At 32.9% G+C, this 17906-nt stretch carries 13 protein-coding genes; 12 read left to right on the forward strand and 1 reads right to left on the reverse strand.

Annotated features, from left to right (window positions below; all coding sequences use genetic code 11):
- Positions 1-31 precede the first annotated feature (31 nt).
- The 4 genes from FN795_RS19640 (at position 32) to FN795_RS19655 (ending at position 5035) form a co-directional block, all read left to right on the forward strand.
- Positions 32-1054, forward strand: a complete 1023-nt coding sequence (locus tag FN795_RS19640) for a sugar kinase (protein ID WP_142452189.1) — start codon at positions 32-34, stop codon at positions 1052-1054.
- Positions 1055-1061: 7 nt separating this feature from the next.
- Positions 1062-1733, forward strand: coding sequence for a bifunctional 4-hydroxy-2-oxoglutarate aldolase/2-dehydro-3-deoxy-phosphogluconate aldolase (locus FN795_RS19645; protein WP_142452190.1), 672 nt, complete (start codon positions 1062-1064; stop codon positions 1731-1733).
- Positions 1734-1948: 215 nt separating this feature from the next.
- Complete coding sequence (locus FN795_RS19650) at positions 1949-3397, forward strand: tagaturonate reductase (RefSeq protein WP_142452191.1); 1449 nt, start codon at positions 1949-1951, stop codon at positions 3395-3397.
- Positions 3398-3415: 18 nt separating this feature from the next.
- Complete coding sequence (locus tag FN795_RS19655; RefSeq protein ID WP_142452192.1) at positions 3416-5035, forward strand: UxaA family hydrolase; 1620 nt, start codon at positions 3416-3418, stop codon at positions 5033-5035.
- A 148-nt stretch (positions 5036-5183) separates the two neighbouring features.
- Here FN795_RS19655 and FN795_RS19660 read toward each other — a convergent pair whose 3' ends face one another.
- Positions 5184-6212, reverse strand: a complete 1029-nt coding sequence (locus FN795_RS19660; RefSeq protein ID WP_142452193.1) for a LacI family DNA-binding transcriptional regulator — start codon at positions 6210-6212, stop codon at positions 5184-5186.
- Between the two features lie 287 nt (positions 6213-6499).
- On the opposite strand from FN795_RS19660, the gene FN795_RS19665 reads away from it, so the two are divergent.
- The 8 genes from FN795_RS19665 (at position 6500) to FN795_RS19700 (ending at position 17631) form a co-directional block, all read left to right on the forward strand.
- Complete coding sequence (locus tag FN795_RS19665) at positions 6500-7939, forward strand: glycoside hydrolase family 28 protein (RefSeq protein ID WP_142452194.1); 1440 nt, start codon at positions 6500-6502, stop codon at positions 7937-7939.
- 211 nt (positions 7940-8150) lie between these two features.
- A complete protein-coding gene (locus tag FN795_RS19670) occupies positions 8151-9086 on the forward strand; it encodes an alpha/beta hydrolase (protein ID WP_142452195.1) in 936 nt (311 codons plus the stop codon).
- Between the two features lie 41 nt (positions 9087-9127).
- On the forward strand, positions 9128-10348 hold the full coding sequence (locus FN795_RS19675) for a glycoside hydrolase family 88/105 protein (protein ID WP_142452196.1): 1221 nt from the start codon (positions 9128-9130) through the stop codon (positions 10346-10348).
- A gap of 170 nt (positions 10349-10518) precedes the next feature.
- Positions 10519-12117 carry a glycoside hydrolase family 43 protein gene (locus tag FN795_RS19680; protein ID WP_142452197.1) on the forward strand — a complete coding sequence of 533 codons (1599 nt, stop codon included), beginning with the start codon at positions 10519-10521 and terminating at the stop codon, positions 12115-12117.
- Positions 12118-12124: 7 nt separating this feature from the next.
- Positions 12125-14125, forward strand: a complete 2001-nt coding sequence (gene pelA, locus FN795_RS19685) for a pectate lyase (RefSeq protein WP_142452198.1) — start codon at positions 12125-12127, stop codon at positions 14123-14125.
- A gap of 24 nt (positions 14126-14149) precedes the next feature.
- Positions 14150-15499 (forward strand): glycoside hydrolase family 28 protein, encoded by a 1350-nt coding sequence (locus tag FN795_RS19690; RefSeq protein WP_142452199.1) that lies wholly within the window; start codon positions 14150-14152, stop codon positions 15497-15499.
- Positions 15500-15568: 69 nt separating this feature from the next.
- Positions 15569-16312: a rhamnogalacturonan acetylesterase gene (locus FN795_RS19695; RefSeq protein WP_142452200.1), complete on the forward strand. Its 744-nt coding sequence runs from the start codon at positions 15569-15571 to the stop codon at positions 16310-16312.
- A gap of 404 nt (positions 16313-16716) precedes the next feature.
- On the forward strand, positions 16717-17631 hold the full coding sequence (locus FN795_RS19700) for a PorP/SprF family type IX secretion system membrane protein (protein WP_142452201.1): 915 nt from the start codon (positions 16717-16719) through the stop codon (positions 17629-17631).
- Positions 17632-17906: the final 275 nt, after the last annotated feature.

Consider the following 17906-nt stretch of genomic DNA (forward strand, 5'->3'; position numbering starts at 1 on the left):
TTTGAAATCTTTGGCAAAAAAAATATAAATAATGAGTAAAGTAGTTTCATTTGGAGAAATTATGTTGCGTCTATCGACAGAAAGGCATTTACGTTTTTCGCAATCTACAGCATTTGGTGCTACGTACGGAGGCGGAGAATTTAATGTAGCAGTTTCTTTAGCAAATTATGGAGTGAATGCAGAATTTGTTACAAGATTGCCAGAAAATGAAATTGGTTTTTCGGCATTAAAAGAAATCCGAAAAATGAATGTTGAATCTAAAAACATTGTTTACGGAGGAGAACGTTTAGGGATTTATTTTCTTGAAACAGGTGCAGGAACCCGAGGAAGCAATGTGGTTTACGACCGTGCACACAGTTCGATGGCAACTATTCAAAAAGGAAATATTGATTGGGATAAAGTTTTAGATGGTGCCGAATGGTTTCATTGGAGCGGTATAACGCCAGCAATTTCTGAAAGTGCTGCCGAAGCTTGTTTAGAAGCAATTAAAGTCGCTCACAAAAAAGGAATTACTATTTCATGCGATTTAAATTATAGATCAAAATTGTGGCAATACGGAAAAACGCCAAGCGAAGTAATGCCAGAAATGCTGAAATACAGCAATGTGATTTTAGGAGATATTGATACAGCGTATTTTATGTTGGGAATTCCTAAAGTAAATCCTAATTATCAGGACGAAAAAACACTCCCGGCAGTGTACAATAAATTGTTTGAAGTGATTCCAAATCTTAAAGTTGTGGCAACAACACTGCGTTACTCTGTTAGTGCTTCTCATCAAAGAATTGGTGGGATTTTATATGACGGAAAAGCAATTTATAGTGCAGCAGTTAAAGAAGTAACGCCAGTAGTTGACCGTGTAGGAAGTGGAGATGCTTTTATGGGAGGTTTGATTTATGGTTTGCTTCAGTATAAAAATAATAATCAAAGAGCTTTGGATTTTGCAGTTGCAGCTTGTTGCTTAAAACATACAATTGCCGGTGATTATAACTTGGTAACATTAAAAGAAGTTGAAAATATGATTGATGGCGATGGTTCGGCATTAGTTTCAAGATAAAATAAAAATGGCAAAATATTCAAGAATTGAAGTAGCACAGCAAATGAAAGAAAACGGTATGGTTCCGCTATTTTTTCATTCTGATATAGAATTAAGCAAAAAAGTGCTGAAAGCTTGTTATGACGGTGGTTCACGATTGATGGAATTTACAAGTAGAGGTGATTTTGCTCATGAAGTTTTTGGTGAACTGAACAAATATGCTTTGGCAGAATTGCCAGGAATGATGTTGGGAGTTGGTTCAGTAACAGATGCAGCTTCAGCTTCACTTTATATGAGTTTGGGCGCAAATTTTATTGTAACTCCAGTTTTTAGAGAAGATATTGCAATTGCTTGTAATCGTCGTAAAGTGTTATGGTCGCCAGGTTGCGGAACGCTTACTGAAATTGCAAGAGCAGAAGAATTTGGTTGTGAAATTGTAAAATTATTTCCAGCTGATATTTATGGACCAGAGTTCATCAAAGCGATAAAAGGACCATGTCCGTGGACGAACATTATGCCAACGGGCGGTGTTTATCCAACGGTTGAAAGTTTGAGTTCATGGTTAAATGCTGGAGCAACTTGTGTTGGTTTAGGTTCGCAGTTAATTTCAAAAGATATATTGGATAAACAAGATTTTGACGGTTTAAAGGTTAAAGTAAGTCAGGTTTTGGAGATCATTAAAAATATTAAAAATAAATAGGGAATAATCATACCAGTTCCTTATTTGGCATGCGGTTTTTTTTAGAGTTTTAGATGTTGTAATTGAACATTACGCTTGCAAAATAAATCTTGTCACTCCTCACAGCAGGATTTATTTTACTCTTTCAGGTGTAATGTTTCTTTTACAATATAAAGCCGAGAAAAAATGAATAAGGTATTGAAGTTGGTTATTTATAACGCTCAAATGAATTTATAATGGAAAAAATTAACAGATCAAATACGGAGTTTTCACATAGACTTCCGATAAAAATAGTGCAGTTTGGAGAAGGAAATTTCTTGAGAGCTTTTGTAGAATATGCTTTTCAGGAATTAAATAAAAAAGCAGATTTCAATGCTGGAATTGCAGTTGTACAGCCTATTGACAGAGGATTAGTGAACATGATTAATGATCAGGATGGTCTGTATACTTTATTCATGAAAGGCGTTAAAAAAGGTGAGGAAATTCAGGAAAAGGAATTAATTACAAATATTGTAAAAGCGGTTGATCCTTATGCTTCTTTTCAGGAATTTTTGGCTTTAGCCAAAGAAGAAGAATTAGAATTTATTATATCTAATACAACAGAAGCTGGAATTGAATACATCGAGTCAGATAAACCTTCTATGCAGCCTCCAGTTTCTTTTCCTGCAAAATTAACTGTACTTTTGCATGAAAGATTTAAGCACTTTAATGGTGATAAATCAAAGGCTTTAACAATTATTCCTTGTGAGTTAATTAATTATAATTCAGATACTTTAAAGGAAATTGTTTTGAAGTATAGTAATGAGTGGAATCTTGGAGAAGATTTTAAATCATGGCTAACAAATGATTGTTCTTTTCATAATACTTTGGTAGACAGAATTGTTCCAGGATATCCAAAAGACCAAATCGAAGAATATAACAGTCAGCTTCTTTACAAAGATGATTTGATTGTAAGCGCTGAAAGTTTCTTTTTATGGGTGATTGAAGGAGATGATAAATTAAAAGCGAAACTTCCGTTTGAAAAAACAGATTTAGATGTAAAAATTGTGGCTGATATGCAGCCGTACCGCACACGTAAAGTTAGAATTCTGAATGGTGCACATACTGCAATGGTACCGTTTTCATTGCTTTACGGAAACGAAACTGTAAAAGAAACTGTTGACAATGCTTTTACTGGAGAATTTGTAAATAAAGCAGTTTTTGATGAGATTAATGAAACTTTAAATATGGATAAAGCTGAACTAAACAGTTTTGCTGAAGAAATATTAGATCGTTTTAGAAACCCTTTCATTAAACATTTATTGTCTTCTATTGCTTTGAATTCAATTTCTAAATTTAAAGTTCGTGTATTGCCAAGTTTAACAGGATATGTTGATGTTCATCATAAATTGCCAGCTCATTTAACTTTTGCATTTGCGTGTTTGATTCGCTTTTACAAAGGTACTTGGAAAGGTGAAAATCTTCCAGTTCAAGACAGTGAAGATATTGTTTCGTTCTTTAACGGACTTTGGACATCAGATGATTATAATAAAATAGCGAGATTGACTTTGCAAAATAAAAGCTTCTGGGATGAAGATTTGACTGAAATTCCTTCTCTTACAGAATCAATTGCAAAAGCTTTAGAAGAAATTGATGCCAATGGCGTAGAGCAAGGCTTCATCAATTTTCAAAAACAATTAAATTAAGAATTACATACGATAGTTATGGCAACTCAAAAAAAGTTAATAAAAGTCAACCCAGCAGATAACGTAATTGTCGCTTTAACCGATTTGGTACAAAACGAACAAATTATGTTTGAAGGAGCCACTGTCTCACCAACAACGGATGTTAAAGCAAAACATAAAATCACTGAGAAAGATTTTGCAATCGGTGATGATATTATAATGTACGGCGTTTTGGTTGGAAAAGCTGCTAAACCTATAAAAAAAGGAGAAGTAATTACTACCGAAAATGTAAAACATCAAAGTGAAAAAGTTTTTGGTAAAAACGGAAATTTAGGTTGGACTCCACCAAATGTAGATCGTTGGAAAGACAAAACTTTCAATGGATACCACCGTACTGATGGGCAAGTTGGAACCAAAAACGTTTGGTTGTTTTTTCCATTGGTTTTTTGCGAAAACAAAAATATCGAAAAACTGAAAGATATTTTTGAAAACGAATTAATGCCCAAAAAAGAAGTTTCTTATAAAAATTTGTTACGCTCTTTAATTGAAGAAAAAAGCGTAGAAGAAGTTTCGGATAAAAATTTAAATGAAAATCTTTTAGATAATGTCGAAGTAAAATTTATCAATCATCAAGGTGGTTGTGGAGGGATTCGACAAGATTCAGAATTGTTGGCAAAACTGCTTGCAGGATATGTGAATAACCCAAATGTTGCAGGTGCAACTGTTTTAAGTTTAGGTTGCCAAAATTTGCAAGTTGATATTTTTAAAAAGGCATTGAAAGAAATGAGTCCGAATAGTGATAAAGAAATTTTGATCTATGAGCAACAACAAATTGGAACTACTGATCAAATGTTTCAAATGGTGATTAAAGATTCTTATGAAGCCATTAAAAGAGCCAACAAAATTGAACGCAAACCTGCTCCTCTTTCAAAGCTAAGTATTGGTTTAGAATGTGGAGGGTCTGACGGATTTTCCGGAATTTCTGCTAATCCGGCATTAGGAATTGTTTCAGATATTTTTGCAGCTTTGGGAGGGAAAACAATTTTGGCAGAGTTTCCAGAATTATGTGGCGTTGAGCAAGAATTGATGAATAGATGTGTGGACGAAGAAAAAGCAGATAAGTTTTTAACTTTAATGAAAGCTTTTGAAAAATCAGTTGTAGATGCAGGTTCAGGGTTTGATATGAATCCATCTCCGGGAAACATCAAAGACGGATTAATTACAGATGCAATGAAATCTGCTGGCGCAGCTAAAAAAGGTGGAACTTCACCTGTTGTAGATGTTTTAGATTACGGAGAATATATTTCAAAACCAGGATTAAATCTTTTAAATACGCCAGGAAATGACGCAGAATGTACCACAGGATTGGTTGGATCGGGCGCAACAGTTGTTTTATTTACCACAGGTTTAGGAAATCCGATGGGAAATCCGATTGCACCTGTTGTAAAAATTTCTTCGAATACGGCATTAATTAATAGAATGTCTGATATTATCGATGTAAATGCCGGAACGGTGATTACTGGTGAAAAAACCATTACCGAGGTTGGAGCAGAAATAGTAGATTACATTATAGAATTGGCGAGCGGAAACGTGGAAACAAAAGCAGACCAGTTGAAACAAGATGTATTTATTCCTTGGAAAAGAGGAGTTTCATTGTAGTTTTTTAGGTCAAAGTTGCAAAGATACAAAGTGACAAAGTTTTATATGTAGAGACGCACGATAGTGCGTCTTTTTTTTTTGTCAATATGTAGATAAAAAAATAAGTCCATTTTTAATTGGACTTATATAACTTATATGGTGAAAAAAATTAGAAGTTTGTTCTCGAAGAAGACTTACGAATATGTAATTCTGGTGCAAGAACTACCTTTTTCTCAATTTTGATTGTTTCTGTTTTATCTACTTGTTCTAAGAAAACTCGGGCTGACATTTTTCCCATTTCAAGAGGCGATTGATCTACAGAAGTGATTGATAATTCCATGAATTTAGTAAAAGGCTCGTTACTGAAGCCCGCCACACAAAACTCTTTAGGGATGCTGATATTTCTTTCTTTTAACTCTTGAATTGCTCCTAAAGCTGCAAAATCACTGGCAGAAAATAAAGCATCGGGCGGAGTTTCTAATGCTAATAAAACATCAATTGCTTCTTTTCCGGCATCAACACTACTTTTTGTATGAATTACATATTCTTCTTTAAAAGTCATGCCATTATCTAATAAGGCTTGCTTATAGCCTAAAAACCTGTTTTTAAAAATCTCAAGAGACTGATCTCCTGAAAAGTGAGCAATTGCACGGCAACCTTCATTTATTAAATGTTTGGTGGCAACATATCCTCCTTTAAAATCATTAATAGTTACAGAGCTTACACCATCTATATGTTTACTTCGGTCAAAAAAGATTAATGGTACATTTTTTTCTAAAACATAATGAAAAGCACCGTCGTTTTCATCGGTAACATCAGTAACTGACATCATAATACCATCAACCTGAGCATCAATTAAAGTGTATAAATTTTCATTTTCTCTTTTCGGACTTTCATGCGTCTGGCAAATGATAACCTGATAACCATGTGGATGAAGTTCTTCTTCAATTCCTCTAATGACAGATGCGAAAAAGTTACTGTCAATACGAGGAACAATAACACCGATATTATTGCTTCTTCCGCTTTTTAATGCTAAAGCAAGTTTGTTTTGCTTATAGTTCATTGATGCAGCGGTTTTAATAACCAGTTCCCTTGTGCTTTCCTTTATTTTTGGATTATTATTTAAAGCTCTGGAAACAGTGGCGGCAGTGATATTCAATTTCTTGGCAATATCATAAATGGTTATTTTTTCGCTCATTCAAAAAGGTTTTCAGAATTAATTTAAGACAAAAATACATTTTTTTTATATATCTCAATATTTTTTGTTATCGATTACATAATTAATAACTAAAACGTTTGCAACTCTGTAATGATAAAAAATTATGTGTTTTTTTAGCATAACTGTAAATATAATTGCAAATAAAAATTAAATATATAAATTATTTCTAAATAAATTTGTTCTGTAGAAACAAATTTTATACTTTCGTGTAATCGATTACATAACACGAGGCTATTTACTCGCTTAAATTATAAATTACTGTGTAAATGATTACAAATAAGAATATAGCGTTAAAAACAATCTCCTTTCTTGGAGTATTCTCTTTGCTTCTACTATCATGCGGAAAACAAGTTTCGAGCGTTTCTGAAACAGATCCATGGAAGAAGATGGAATTAATTGTAAAAAGTATTCCGGAAACACGATTTGTAAATAAGACTTATAATGTAAATGATTTTGGAGCCATTGCTGACGGAAAAACAATGAATACGCAAGCTTTTGAAAAAGCAATCAAAGAATGTGCTGCAAATGGCGGAGGTAAAGTTTTAGTTCCAAATGGAAAATATTTGACTGGACCAATTCATTTAGAAAGCAATGTGAATTTGCATTTAGAAGATCAGGCAGAAATTCTTTTTAGTACAAATCCCAAAGATTATCCTTTGATTCACACGTCATGGGAGGGAACAGAATTAATGAATCATTCACCTCTTATTTATGCGAAAAATAAAACGAATGTTGCTATAACGGGAAAAGGAACTTTAAACGGACAAGCAAATAATACAAATTGGTGGCCTTGGTGTGGAAGTAAAAGATATGGTTGGGACAAAGGACAGCCATCGCAGCATGATCCATTAAATCGTGATAATTTGGTTGAAATGGCTGAAAAAAATGTTCCGGTTGCAGAACGTATATTTGGCGAAGGACATTATTTACGCCCAAATTTTATTGAGTTTTTCGAATGTAATACGGTTTTAGTAAAAGACATCACGGTTGTTAATGCGCCATTTTGGATTTTACACCCGCTAAAATCGAATAATGTAATTATTGATGGCGTTACAGTAAACAGCCACGGACCTAATAACGACGGCTGTGATCCTGAATATTCTCAAAATGTAATTATTAAAAACTGCACCTTCAATACTGGCGATGATTGTATCGCAATTAAATCGGGGAGAGATGCTGATGGTCGAAGAGTTGGAATTCCGAGTAAAAATATTATTGTTCAAAATTGTAAAATGATCGACGGCCACGGCGGTGTTGTTATGGGAAGTGAAATTACAGCTGGAGTAAACAATGTCTATGTTGAAAATTGTGTGATGGATAGTCCGGAATTGGATCGTGCCATCAGAATCAAAACAAATTCGAAGCGCGGTGGAACGACAGAAGATATTTATGTTAGAAATATTGAAGTTGGAACCGTAAAAGAATGTGTTTTGAGAGTAACTATGTTCTATGATATATACGGCAGTCAAGTTGGAAATTATATTCCAGCAATTAAAAATATCAGCCTTGAGAATGTCAAGGTTAAAAATGGCGGAAAATTTGGGATTTTAGCCGATGGTTATAAAGAATCTCCAATTGAAAACATAACATTTAAAGATGTCACAATCGCAAAAGTAGATTCTGTTTATTCTCTGAAAAACGTGAAAGGTGTAAATTTTATAAATACCTACATCAACGGAAAAAAAATGGAATCCATTAAAAATTAAACCACTTAATTATACTTTATAACCAAACCAATTTGTAAACTTTCAATAATTATCAAATGAAATAAAAAGCAGTTTTGTTTTTTTATTTTTCGAAAATCTTGGTTAGTAATGATTTGATAATTTTTTTCGAAAGTTGTTTTTTGAAGTTGTTAAAAAAGGAGTTTGGTCAAGTACCGAGCTCCTTTCTTAACTAAAAACTAGAAGCTTAGAAATGAAAAAGAAAATATTGTTTTTATTACTGCTTTTAAATGCTGCAACGGTTCAGAGCCAATACAGTATTGACACTTCATATACGGTGAAAAGTACTTACAATAAATTGATTAAAAAATATCCTTTTATTACGATTGCAACTAAAAAAAAGGATAATAACATTAGTCAGATTAATGATCTTGTTTATAATCAAATAGCGAAAAGAGATTTGCATTTAGATGCTTATTTTTATACTTCAAAAAAAGCAAATCCAGCTATAATTATGATACATGGCGGTGGTTGGAGATCTGGAAATAAAAGTCAAATGCAAATTATGGCGCAGGAAATTGCAGCAAAAGGATATTCATGTTTTCCAGTTGAGTATCGATTATCATTAGAAGCAAAATATCCAGAAGCAATTTATGATGTCAAAAATGCTATAAAGTTCATAAAAGATAATGCGAAAAAATTCCATGTTGATCCTAATAAAATTGCAGTTTTAGGATGTTCTTCTGGCGGCCAAATGGCAACTTTGATTGGTACAACAAACAACAATACAGCTTTTGAAGATTCAATTTTTAAAAGTAAATCTTCTTCAAAAGTAAATGCTATTATTGATGTTGATGGAATTCTGGCTTTTAAGCATCCAGAATCTCAAGAAGGAGAAATGGCATCGTTTTGGTTAAAAGGAACTTATGAAGATAATCCTGAAAACTGGAAAAACGCTTCAGCTTTGACTCATACAGATAAAAATACGCCTCCAGTTCTTTTTATTAACAGCAGTTTTGATAGATTTCATGCCGGAAGAGATGATATGATTGCGATTCTAAATCAGAATAAAATTTATAACGAAGTAAAAACGATTAAAGATTCTCCACATTCATTTTGGTTTTTTCAGCCTTGGTTTGATGAAATGATGAATTATACAATACCATTTTTAGACAAAATATTTAAATAATAATAAAACGAATGATAGCAAAAATTAAAATATATTTTAAAATGGAAAATAATAGAAAACTTAAATATTTAGCATCGGCTGCAATGGCTTGTTTTATGCTTTTTACAAGTTCAAAAGCAATTTCGCAAGAAACCGCTCCTAAAGATATTGTGATTTCAAAAAACGCAAAATGGTCAGATAAAATGGCTTTGACTTTGATGAAGCGCCATCCAGAGGCGTATATGATTGATGATTCGAAAGGGCCGAAATGGGATTATGTACACGGTCTGGTTTTACATGGTTTTGAAGAACTTTACAAAAAAAATCCAGATCCAAGATATCCAATTTATGTAAAAGGATATGTTGATGCACTAGTTCAAAATGACGGAACGATTAAGTCGTATGAATTAGATAAATACAATATCGACATGGTTGTTTCTGGCCGTCTGCTTTTTAATATTTATGAAACAACAAAAGAAGAAAAGTATTTAAAAGCGATGCAGCTTCTTCGCAAACAATTATCAGAACAACCAAGAACACCTGAGGGCGGATTTTGGCATAAAAACATTTATCCAAATCAAATGTGGTTAGATGGTTTATACATGGGCGAACCATTCTACGCTCAATACACAGTAACTTTTGAGAATGGAAAATATTTAGATGATGTTGCAAAACAATTTGAAGAAATACAGCTTCACGCTACAGATTCAAAAACAGGATTATTATACCACGGCTGGGATTCAAGCAAAAAAATGCCATGGGCAAATAAAGAAACTGGAAATTCACCAAACTTTTGGTCAAGAGCTTTAGGCTGGTATGTAATGGCACTTGTTGATGTTTTAGATTATTTTCCAAAAGAGCATCCAAAACACAAAGAATTAGTTGGATATCTTAATAATGCTTCAGCAAGTATCGCAAAATTTCAGGATAAATCTGGTTTATGGTATCAAGTGACTGATAAAGGAAATAAAGAAGGAAATTATTTAGAAGCTTCTGGGTCTTCAATGTTTGCTTATGCTTTTGCAAAGGGTGCAAATAAAGGCTATTTACCAGCAAAATTCAAAAAAATAGCCAACAAAGCTTTCGACGGATTAACTACAAAATTAATAAAAGTTGATGCCGATGGTGGTATTACTTTGACTCAGGCTTGCCAGGTTGCTGGTTTGGGAGGAACCCCTTACAGAGATGGTTCTTATGAATATTACGTGAAAGAGAAAAAGAAAGATAATGATCCAAAAGCAACTGGACCATTTATTTTAGCAGCTTTAGAATTAAACAGATAAGTATATAAAAATCAGTTTTTAATAATTAGGAGCTGTTTCCCGCTTTCGCCTATATCTTTTTGTCCCGCGGTGGCGGGGCAAAAAGGATACCGGCTCTATCGGGGCTAGGGCATTCGGTTTCAAAAGAAAGTTTTTGAATTAAAAAGATGCATAAAAAAATCATATTAAAAATGAAAAATATAAAATTCCTCTTTCTTTTATTATCGACCATGTCTGTACAGCAAAATTTTTCGCAGGTTTGGATACCAGACAATGGGGACGGAACTTATACAAATCCAATCATACATGCTGATTATTCAGATCCAGATGTAATAAGGGTAGGAGATGATTTTTATATGACGGCATCGTCGTTTAATTGTATTCCAGGATTACCAATTTTGCATTCTAAAGATTTGGTTAACTGGAAAATTATCGGGCATGCGCTTATCAAACAAACGCCAACAGAAATTTTTGATAAAGTCCAGCATGGAAACGGTATTTGGGCGCCAAGCATAAATTTTCATAACAATGAATTTTATATTTATTACCCTGATCCAGATTTCGGAATTTACATGATTAAAGCCCAAAAAGCAGAAGGACCTTGGTCAGAGCCGGTTTTGGTTAAAGCCGGAACAGGACTTATAGATCCGAGTCCGCTTTGGGACGACGACGGCAAAGTTTATTTAGTTCATGCTTTTGCCGGAAGCCGTGCAAAAATTAAAAGTTTACTCGTAGTCTGCAGCATGAATGCCGAAGGAACAACTACAAACAATGATGAAGTAATGGTGATTGACGGTCATGATGGAGAAGGAACAATTGAAGGCCCAAAGTTTTATAAGCGAAACAATTATTATTACATTTTTGCGCCGGCTGGAGGAGTTTCTACAGGCTGGCAGACGGTTTTAAGATCAAAAAATGTTTTTGGCCCGTACGAGAAGAAAAAAGTTTTAGAACAAGGCAAAAGCAATATTAACGGTCCGCATCAAGGCGCATGGGTGCAGACGCAAACCGGCGAAGATTGGTTTATACATTTTCAAGATAAAGGTGCTTACGGGAGAATCGTTCATTTGCAACCAATGAAATGGGAAAATGACTGGCCTGTAATGGGACAAGATTTTGATAAAAATGGAATTGGCGAACCCGTAACGACTTTTAAAAAACCTAATGTTGGAAAAAAATACCCTATTGAAACTCCAGCAGAATCAGATGAGTTTAATTTGCCAAAATTGGGATTGCAATGGCAATGGCAGGCAAATCCTCAAAATAATTGGGGATTTCCAACAAGTTTAGGTTATTTAAGTTTGTACTGTGTTCCTACAATTAAAGACAGTAAGAAAATTTTTGAAGCGCCAAATTTGCTTCTTCAAAAATTCCCTGCGGAAGAATTCACCGCAACGACAAAAATAACTTTGAACACAAGATTAAATGGAGAGAGTACAGGCTTAATTATTATGGGACTAGATTATAGTTATTTGAATTTAAAAAATGATAATGGTAAATTGTATTTGAATCAAAAAACGGGAACTTTCGATAAGAAAATTGAGGAGACAGAAACAAATCCAGTTTTGATTCCGAACAATATAATTTATTTGAGAGTCAAAATAAAAAAAGGAGGAATTTGCAGTTTTTATTATAGTTTGGATGATAAAAAATATCAAGCAATAGGAAATGATTTTATTTCAAAAGAAGGAAAATGGATTGGTGCTAAAGTTGGTCTTTTTGCCTTGAGTGAAAAAATTACAAATGATTCCGGGAATGTCGCAGTAGATTGGTTTAGAATTACTAAATAAGATGAAAATGATTCAATTTAGAAAAACAATAGCATTTCTTTTATTCGCATTAAGTTTTGGTTTGAATGCGCAAAGTAATTATAAAAGCTGGCCGGATGTAATTCGTAAAAATGATGCTTCTTGGTTTGGAACAGATGAGGCTAAAAAAGTAGCGGAAAATGTATTGCTTTATCAAAGAAATATTGGTGGATGGCCAAAAAATATTGCCATGCAGGATGAGTTAACTCCACAGCAAAAAAAAGATTTAATTGCACTCAAAAAAACTGCTGTAGAAACTACAACTGATAATGGCGCAACCTGTCAGGAAATGCTTTTTATGTCAAAAATGTATGCTCAGGTAAAAGATGAACGTTATAAAGAATCATTTTTAAAAGGATTGAATTATTTGTTAGAAGCACAATACAATAATGGTGGCTGGCCTCAGTTTTATCCGCTTAAAAAAGGTTATTATACACATATTACCTATAATGATGATTCGATGGTAAACATTTTAAATGTGATGAAACAAATTAGTGAAGAAACTGATTTTTATAGCATTAAACCATCAAAAGAAGTTGTTCAGAAAGCTAAAAAAGCATTTGACAAAGGAATTGACTGCATTTTAAAAACGCAATACAAGCAAAAAGGAGTTTTAACAGCGTGGTGTGCCCAACATGATGAATTTACTTTGGCTCCGGCAAATGCTAGAGCTTTTGAACTTGCTTCATTAAGCGGTTATGAGTCAACCAAAATAGTATTGCTTTTGATGTCAATTGAAAAACCTTCAAGAGAAATTGTTACCGCTGTAAAAAGTGCTGTGGCTTGGTTTGAAAAAACAAAAATTACGAATTTAGAAGAAAAGAGAGTTTTAAACGAGGAAGGAAAAATTATAGATAAAAAGATGATTCCAGCCATAAATGCAGGACCTATTTGGGCAAGATTTATGGATTTAGAAACAAATGAACCGTTCTTTTGCGATCGCGACGGAATCAGGAAAAAATCGTTAGATCAAATTGGTTCCGAAAGGAGAAATGGCTATTCCTGGTATTCTGACGCACCAAAAGAAGTACTAAAAAAATATCCTGCTTGGGCAATCAAAAATGGAACAAAAGTTTCCTCGGCGGATAAAAAAAATGTTACACTGATTACCGTTGCACAAGATGGTTCGGGTGACTTTACAAAAATTCAAGATGCCGTTTATGCTTGTCCTGCATTTCCTTATGAAAGAGTAACTATTGCAGTAAAAAATGGAATTTATAATGAAAAAGTGCGAATTCCAGAATGGAACACAAACGTAGTTTTACAGGGAGAAAGCAAAGAAAAGACTATTATTACTTTTGATGATAATTTTTCGAAAATCAACTTAGGACGCAACAGCACTTTTTATACTTATACTGTTTTGGTAGAAGGAGATGATTTTTCTGTTTCAAACTTAACGATAAAAAATGCTTCTGGTGATAATGGGCAAGGAATTGCTTTATCAGTTGTTGCCAATCGTGCCAAAATTTCAAACTGCAATATTCTTGGAAATCAGGATACTTTATATTTGTCGGGAAAAGAAGCAAAGCAATATTTTGTAAATTGTTATATTGAGGGCACGACAGATTTTATTTTTGGAAGTGCAACTGCCTTTTTTGAAAATTGTGAAATTCACAGCATAAAAAATTCCTATGTAACTGCCGCTTCAACGCCTGAAGGAACTCCTTTCGGGTTTGTTTTTAAAAATTGTAAATTAACTGCTGAAGGATCTGCCGATGCAGTTTATTTAGGAAGACCTTGGCGTATTTATGCCAAGACGGTTTTCTTGAATTGTGAACTGGGCAGACATATTAAGTCAGAAGGTTGGGAAAACTGGTCGAAACCTGAGGCTGAAAAAAATACTTTTTATGCCGAATACAATTGTAGTGGAGAAGGATTTCAGCCTACTAAGAGAGTTTCATGGTCGCATCAGTTAAAAAAGAATGAAGCTGAAAAATACACATTAGAAACTATTTTGAAAGATGACATTCCAACTTGGTATTCAAAGTAAATTCTAATTATAAAATGTTTTATTATGAGTTTTAAAGTGCTTTTAATTTTATTAATTTCTACTGTTTCTTTTGCTCAAAACAGCGAATTTCCATCTGCAAAAGTAGATTCAATTGTAAAAAGTATTCAGTTGCCAATTATTCCATCATATCAGATTAATATTCTAAAACTTGGAGCAAAAGGCGATTCAATTTCAAATAACAAATCAGTTTTTGACAAAGCGATGGCCCTGTGCAGAAAGAATAATGGTGGAACTATTGTTGTACCAAAAGGGATTTATAAAATTAACGGCCCAATTCATTTTGTCAGTAATGTTAATCTTAAAATAGAAAAAGGGGCAAAAATAAAATTCAGTGATAACCCGAAAGATTATCTTCCAATGGTTTTAACAAGTTGGGAGGGGACAATGTTGTATAATTATAGTCCGCTTATTTATGCTTATGAATGTTCAAATATTGCAATTACAGGCGAAGGAACTATTGATGGTGAAGGGGGAAATATTTGGAAAAGTTTTAAATCAAAAGAAGAAGCAGGCAAAAATAGAAGTCGTGAAATGAATCATAATAACGTCGCATTAAAGGACAGAAAGTTTGGTGAAAGCTGCTTTTTGCGTCCGCAGATGATTCAATTTTTTAATTGCAAAAATTTATTAATTGAAAATATCAGAATTGAGAATTCCCCATTTTGGTGCCTGCACTTATTAAAATCGCAAAGTATTACAATTCGTGGAATAAATTATAAATCCTTAAATTATAATAACGACGGTATTGACCCGGAATATTCTAAAAATGTTTTAATCGAAAATGTAACTTTTAATAATGGTGATGATAATATAGCTGTCAAAGCAGGCAGAGATCATGAAGGGCGTGCCAATACAACAACGCCAAGTGAAAATATTATAATCAGAAACTGTAACTTTAAAGGACTTCATGGTGTTGTGATAGGTAGTGAAATGTCAGCTGGAGTTCAAAATGTATTTGTAGAGAATTGTAAAACTATTGGTTACTTAAAAAGAGGTATTTATTTGAAGACAAACGCAGACAGAGGAGGTTTTATTAAAAATATTTTCGTTAGAAATATTCAGTTGGATGAAGTTGAAGATTGTATATATATTACGGCTAATTATCATGGAGAAGGAAGCGGTTTTCAATCGGATATTTCAAATGTACATTTCTCTGATATTGTTTGTAATAAAGCATCAGAAAGTGGAATTGTAATTCAGGGATTTCCAAATAAAAAAATTAGAAACATATCTTTAAAGAATATTGAAATAAAATCAGCTAAAAATGCATTGTCAAACGAAAATGCTGAAAATGTTTTGATGACTGATGTTTTTATTGGTAAAAAAGCATCAGTGCCAACAGCGGCAAAATAAGTTTTAAAGATGTTCAGATTCTAAAGTTTTTGAAATCAGCACATACTGACGATAATTAAAAATAAAAAAATGAAAAAATATCTTCTTATAGCATTCCTAATCACATCGATAAGTTTTGGACAAAAATCAACGCTTTATTGCATTGGCGATTCAACAATGGCAAATAAAAAAGATCCAGATAGTAATCCAGAACATGGCTGGGCGCAGGTTCTACAATCTTTTTTTAAGGACGATATTAAAGTTGTAAATAAAGCAGTAAACGGCCGAAGCACAAAAAGTTTCATTAACGAAAAACGCTGGGATTCTATTTATAAAAAACTTAAAAAAGGAGATTATGTTTTTATAGAATTCGGACATAATGATGAAAAAATTGAAGACTCGACTCGTTACACTAACCCTCATACTGTTTATCGATATAACTTGATTAAATTTGTTAATGAAAGCAGGGAAAAAGGTGCAATCCCAATTTTATTGACTTCAATTGCAAGACGTAATTTTAATGAGAAAGGTGTATTGGTTCCTACACACGGCGATTATCCATTAGAAACTAGATTGGTTGCGCAAGAATATAAAGTACCTTTTATAGATTTAGAATATTACACAGAATTGTTAGAGCAGTCTTATGGACCAGAAAAATCAAAATTGCTCCATTTGCATTTCAAAGCTGGAGAAGTACCTTATTATAAGGATGAAAAAAAAGACGATACGCATCTCTCTTTGTTAGGGGCAAATAAAATTGCACAAATTGTAATAAATCAGATTAAAACATCAAAAGATTCTTCTCTCATTACACTTCAAAAAGGAATAAAATAAGTTCAAAGCACTTTTTATTTAGAAAAAATAGAAATATTTAAAGTTAATTTGTTGATTTTCAGTAAATTTGATGTTTTTTTAACAGGTTGAAAATTTATATTTTAAATTTCTTAATTTGAGTGTATTTGACTCTATCTTCTTTATTTGCCATAATATTTCAAAATTAAAACTCCTATATTTTAGTATTTGCCATTATTTAGTTTGGATATTGTTTTGAATTAAAAAAACAAGGTCGGAGCTTTCAGCGAAAGTTGAATAGTGATTTTTAAGATCGAACTATAAAGATTGAATTATGGCCTTAAAGATCAATTCTTAAAAGACTATACTGTATTAGTATAAAATTTCGATAAGGAAAAGAAGTTTTATACGGTTTAAAATCATTAATTAATATAAAGTCAGTGATTATGAAAATAACTGTACTTGTATTTTTTATTTTGGTTTCTTTTCATCGATGTTATTCCCAGCAGCAATCGCAGTACACACAATATATGTACAATACGATGAGTATTAATCCGGGATACATAGGAACACGCGGTGTGCCAAGTGTATTCGGACTCTATAGGGCACAATGGGTAGGATTAGATGGAGCGCCTGAAACAGCAAATTTTTCAATTCAGAGTCCAGTTGCACAAAACGGACAAGGCGTAGGACTGTCTATTATTAATGAACAAATTGGGCCTTCTACAGAAACAATATTTTCAATTGGTTATTCTCGCCCCATACAACTCTCAGAATCAATCACAATGTCTTTAGGTGTTAGTGGATCTATTGATTTCTTGCAAGTTGACTTTAATAAACTGAATGTTTATGACCCTGACGATCCATATTTTACTGGAATTCTCAGCGAGGTTTCTCCTAACATAGGCGCTGGAGTTTACTTTCATTCTAGCAGTTGGTATTTTGGTTTGTCTGTTCCCCAAATTTTAGAAACTAAATTTTATGATGATGTGAAAATATCAGTAGCATCGCAAAAAATGCATTTTTACGCTATTGGCGGTTATGTTTTTAAATTAAATGAAAATATTCAATTTAAACCCGCATCAATGGTTAAAGCAGTAAAAGGCGCCCCACTGGCAGTAGATGTATCTGCTAGTTTTCTTTTTATGGATAAATTAACACTCGGAATAGCATATAGATGGGATGCTGTCGTGAGCGGAATGGCTGGGTTTCAAATCAATCAAAGTCTTAATATAGGGTATGCTTACGATTATGATGTAACTAATATTGGAAATTATAATGGGGGCTCTCATGAAATTTTTCTTCGTTTTGATTTACGTGCCAGAACAAAATCCAGAATAATTACACCAAGGTTTTTTTAATAAAAAGTTCGATAAGTTTATTTATTCCAAAAATATATCTGTAATAGTTTTCAGTTAAGAGATAAAGATTTTTTTGTCTTTTATACGGCTTTAATTATTTGATAATAAGTTACTTATGTAGTAGTTTTTATAAATGTCTTAACTTGTTGGTTTTAAAACTTTTGCAGACAGAAATAAATCAATTTTTAAAAGAAATTTGGATGTTTAAGTTTAAAAGTCTGATTTTTAAAGCAGGATATAAGTTGCTCAATATCCTGCTTTTTTATTTTCAAATG

The organism is Flavobacterium resistens (assembly GCF_900182645.1).
Taxonomy (GTDB): domain Bacteria; phylum Bacteroidota; class Bacteroidia; order Flavobacteriales; family Flavobacteriaceae; genus Flavobacterium; species Flavobacterium resistens.

What these genes read in the sequence shown, in the direction of transcription:
- FN795_RS19640 (WP_142452189.1), top strand. Translation starts at nt 32, where the DNA reads ATGAGTAAAGTAGTTTCATTTGGAGAAATTATGTTGCGTCTATCGACA.
- FN795_RS19645 (WP_142452190.1), top strand. Translation starts at nt 1,062, where the DNA reads ATGGCAAAATATTCAAGAATTGAAGTAGCACAGCAAATGAAAGAAAAC.
- FN795_RS19650 (WP_142452191.1), top strand. Translation starts at nt 1,949, where the DNA reads ATGGAAAAAATTAACAGATCAAATACGGAGTTTTCACATAGACTTCCG.
- FN795_RS19655 (WP_142452192.1), top strand. Translation starts at nt 3,416, where the DNA reads ATGGCAACTCAAAAAAAGTTAATAAAAGTCAACCCAGCAGATAACGTA.
- FN795_RS19660 (WP_142452193.1), bottom strand. Translation starts at nt 6,212, where the DNA reads ATGAGCGAAAAAATAACCATTTATGATATTGCCAAGAAATTGAATATC.
- FN795_RS19665 (WP_142452194.1), top strand. Translation starts at nt 6,500, where the DNA reads ATGATTACAAATAAGAATATAGCGTTAAAAACAATCTCCTTTCTTGGA.
- FN795_RS19670 (WP_142452195.1), top strand. Translation starts at nt 8,151, where the DNA reads ATGAAAAAGAAAATATTGTTTTTATTACTGCTTTTAAATGCTGCAACG.
- FN795_RS19675 (WP_142452196.1), top strand. Translation starts at nt 9,128, where the DNA reads ATGGAAAATAATAGAAAACTTAAATATTTAGCATCGGCTGCAATGGCT.
- FN795_RS19680 (WP_142452197.1), top strand. Translation starts at nt 10,519, where the DNA reads ATGAAAAATATAAAATTCCTCTTTCTTTTATTATCGACCATGTCTGTA.
- pelA (WP_142452198.1), top strand. Translation starts at nt 12,125, where the DNA reads ATGATTCAATTTAGAAAAACAATAGCATTTCTTTTATTCGCATTAAGT.
- FN795_RS19690 (WP_142452199.1), top strand. Translation starts at nt 14,150, where the DNA reads ATGAGTTTTAAAGTGCTTTTAATTTTATTAATTTCTACTGTTTCTTTT.
- FN795_RS19695 (WP_142452200.1), top strand. Translation starts at nt 15,569, where the DNA reads ATGAAAAAATATCTTCTTATAGCATTCCTAATCACATCGATAAGTTTT.
- FN795_RS19700 (WP_142452201.1), top strand. Translation starts at nt 16,717, where the DNA reads ATGAAAATAACTGTACTTGTATTTTTTATTTTGGTTTCTTTTCATCGA.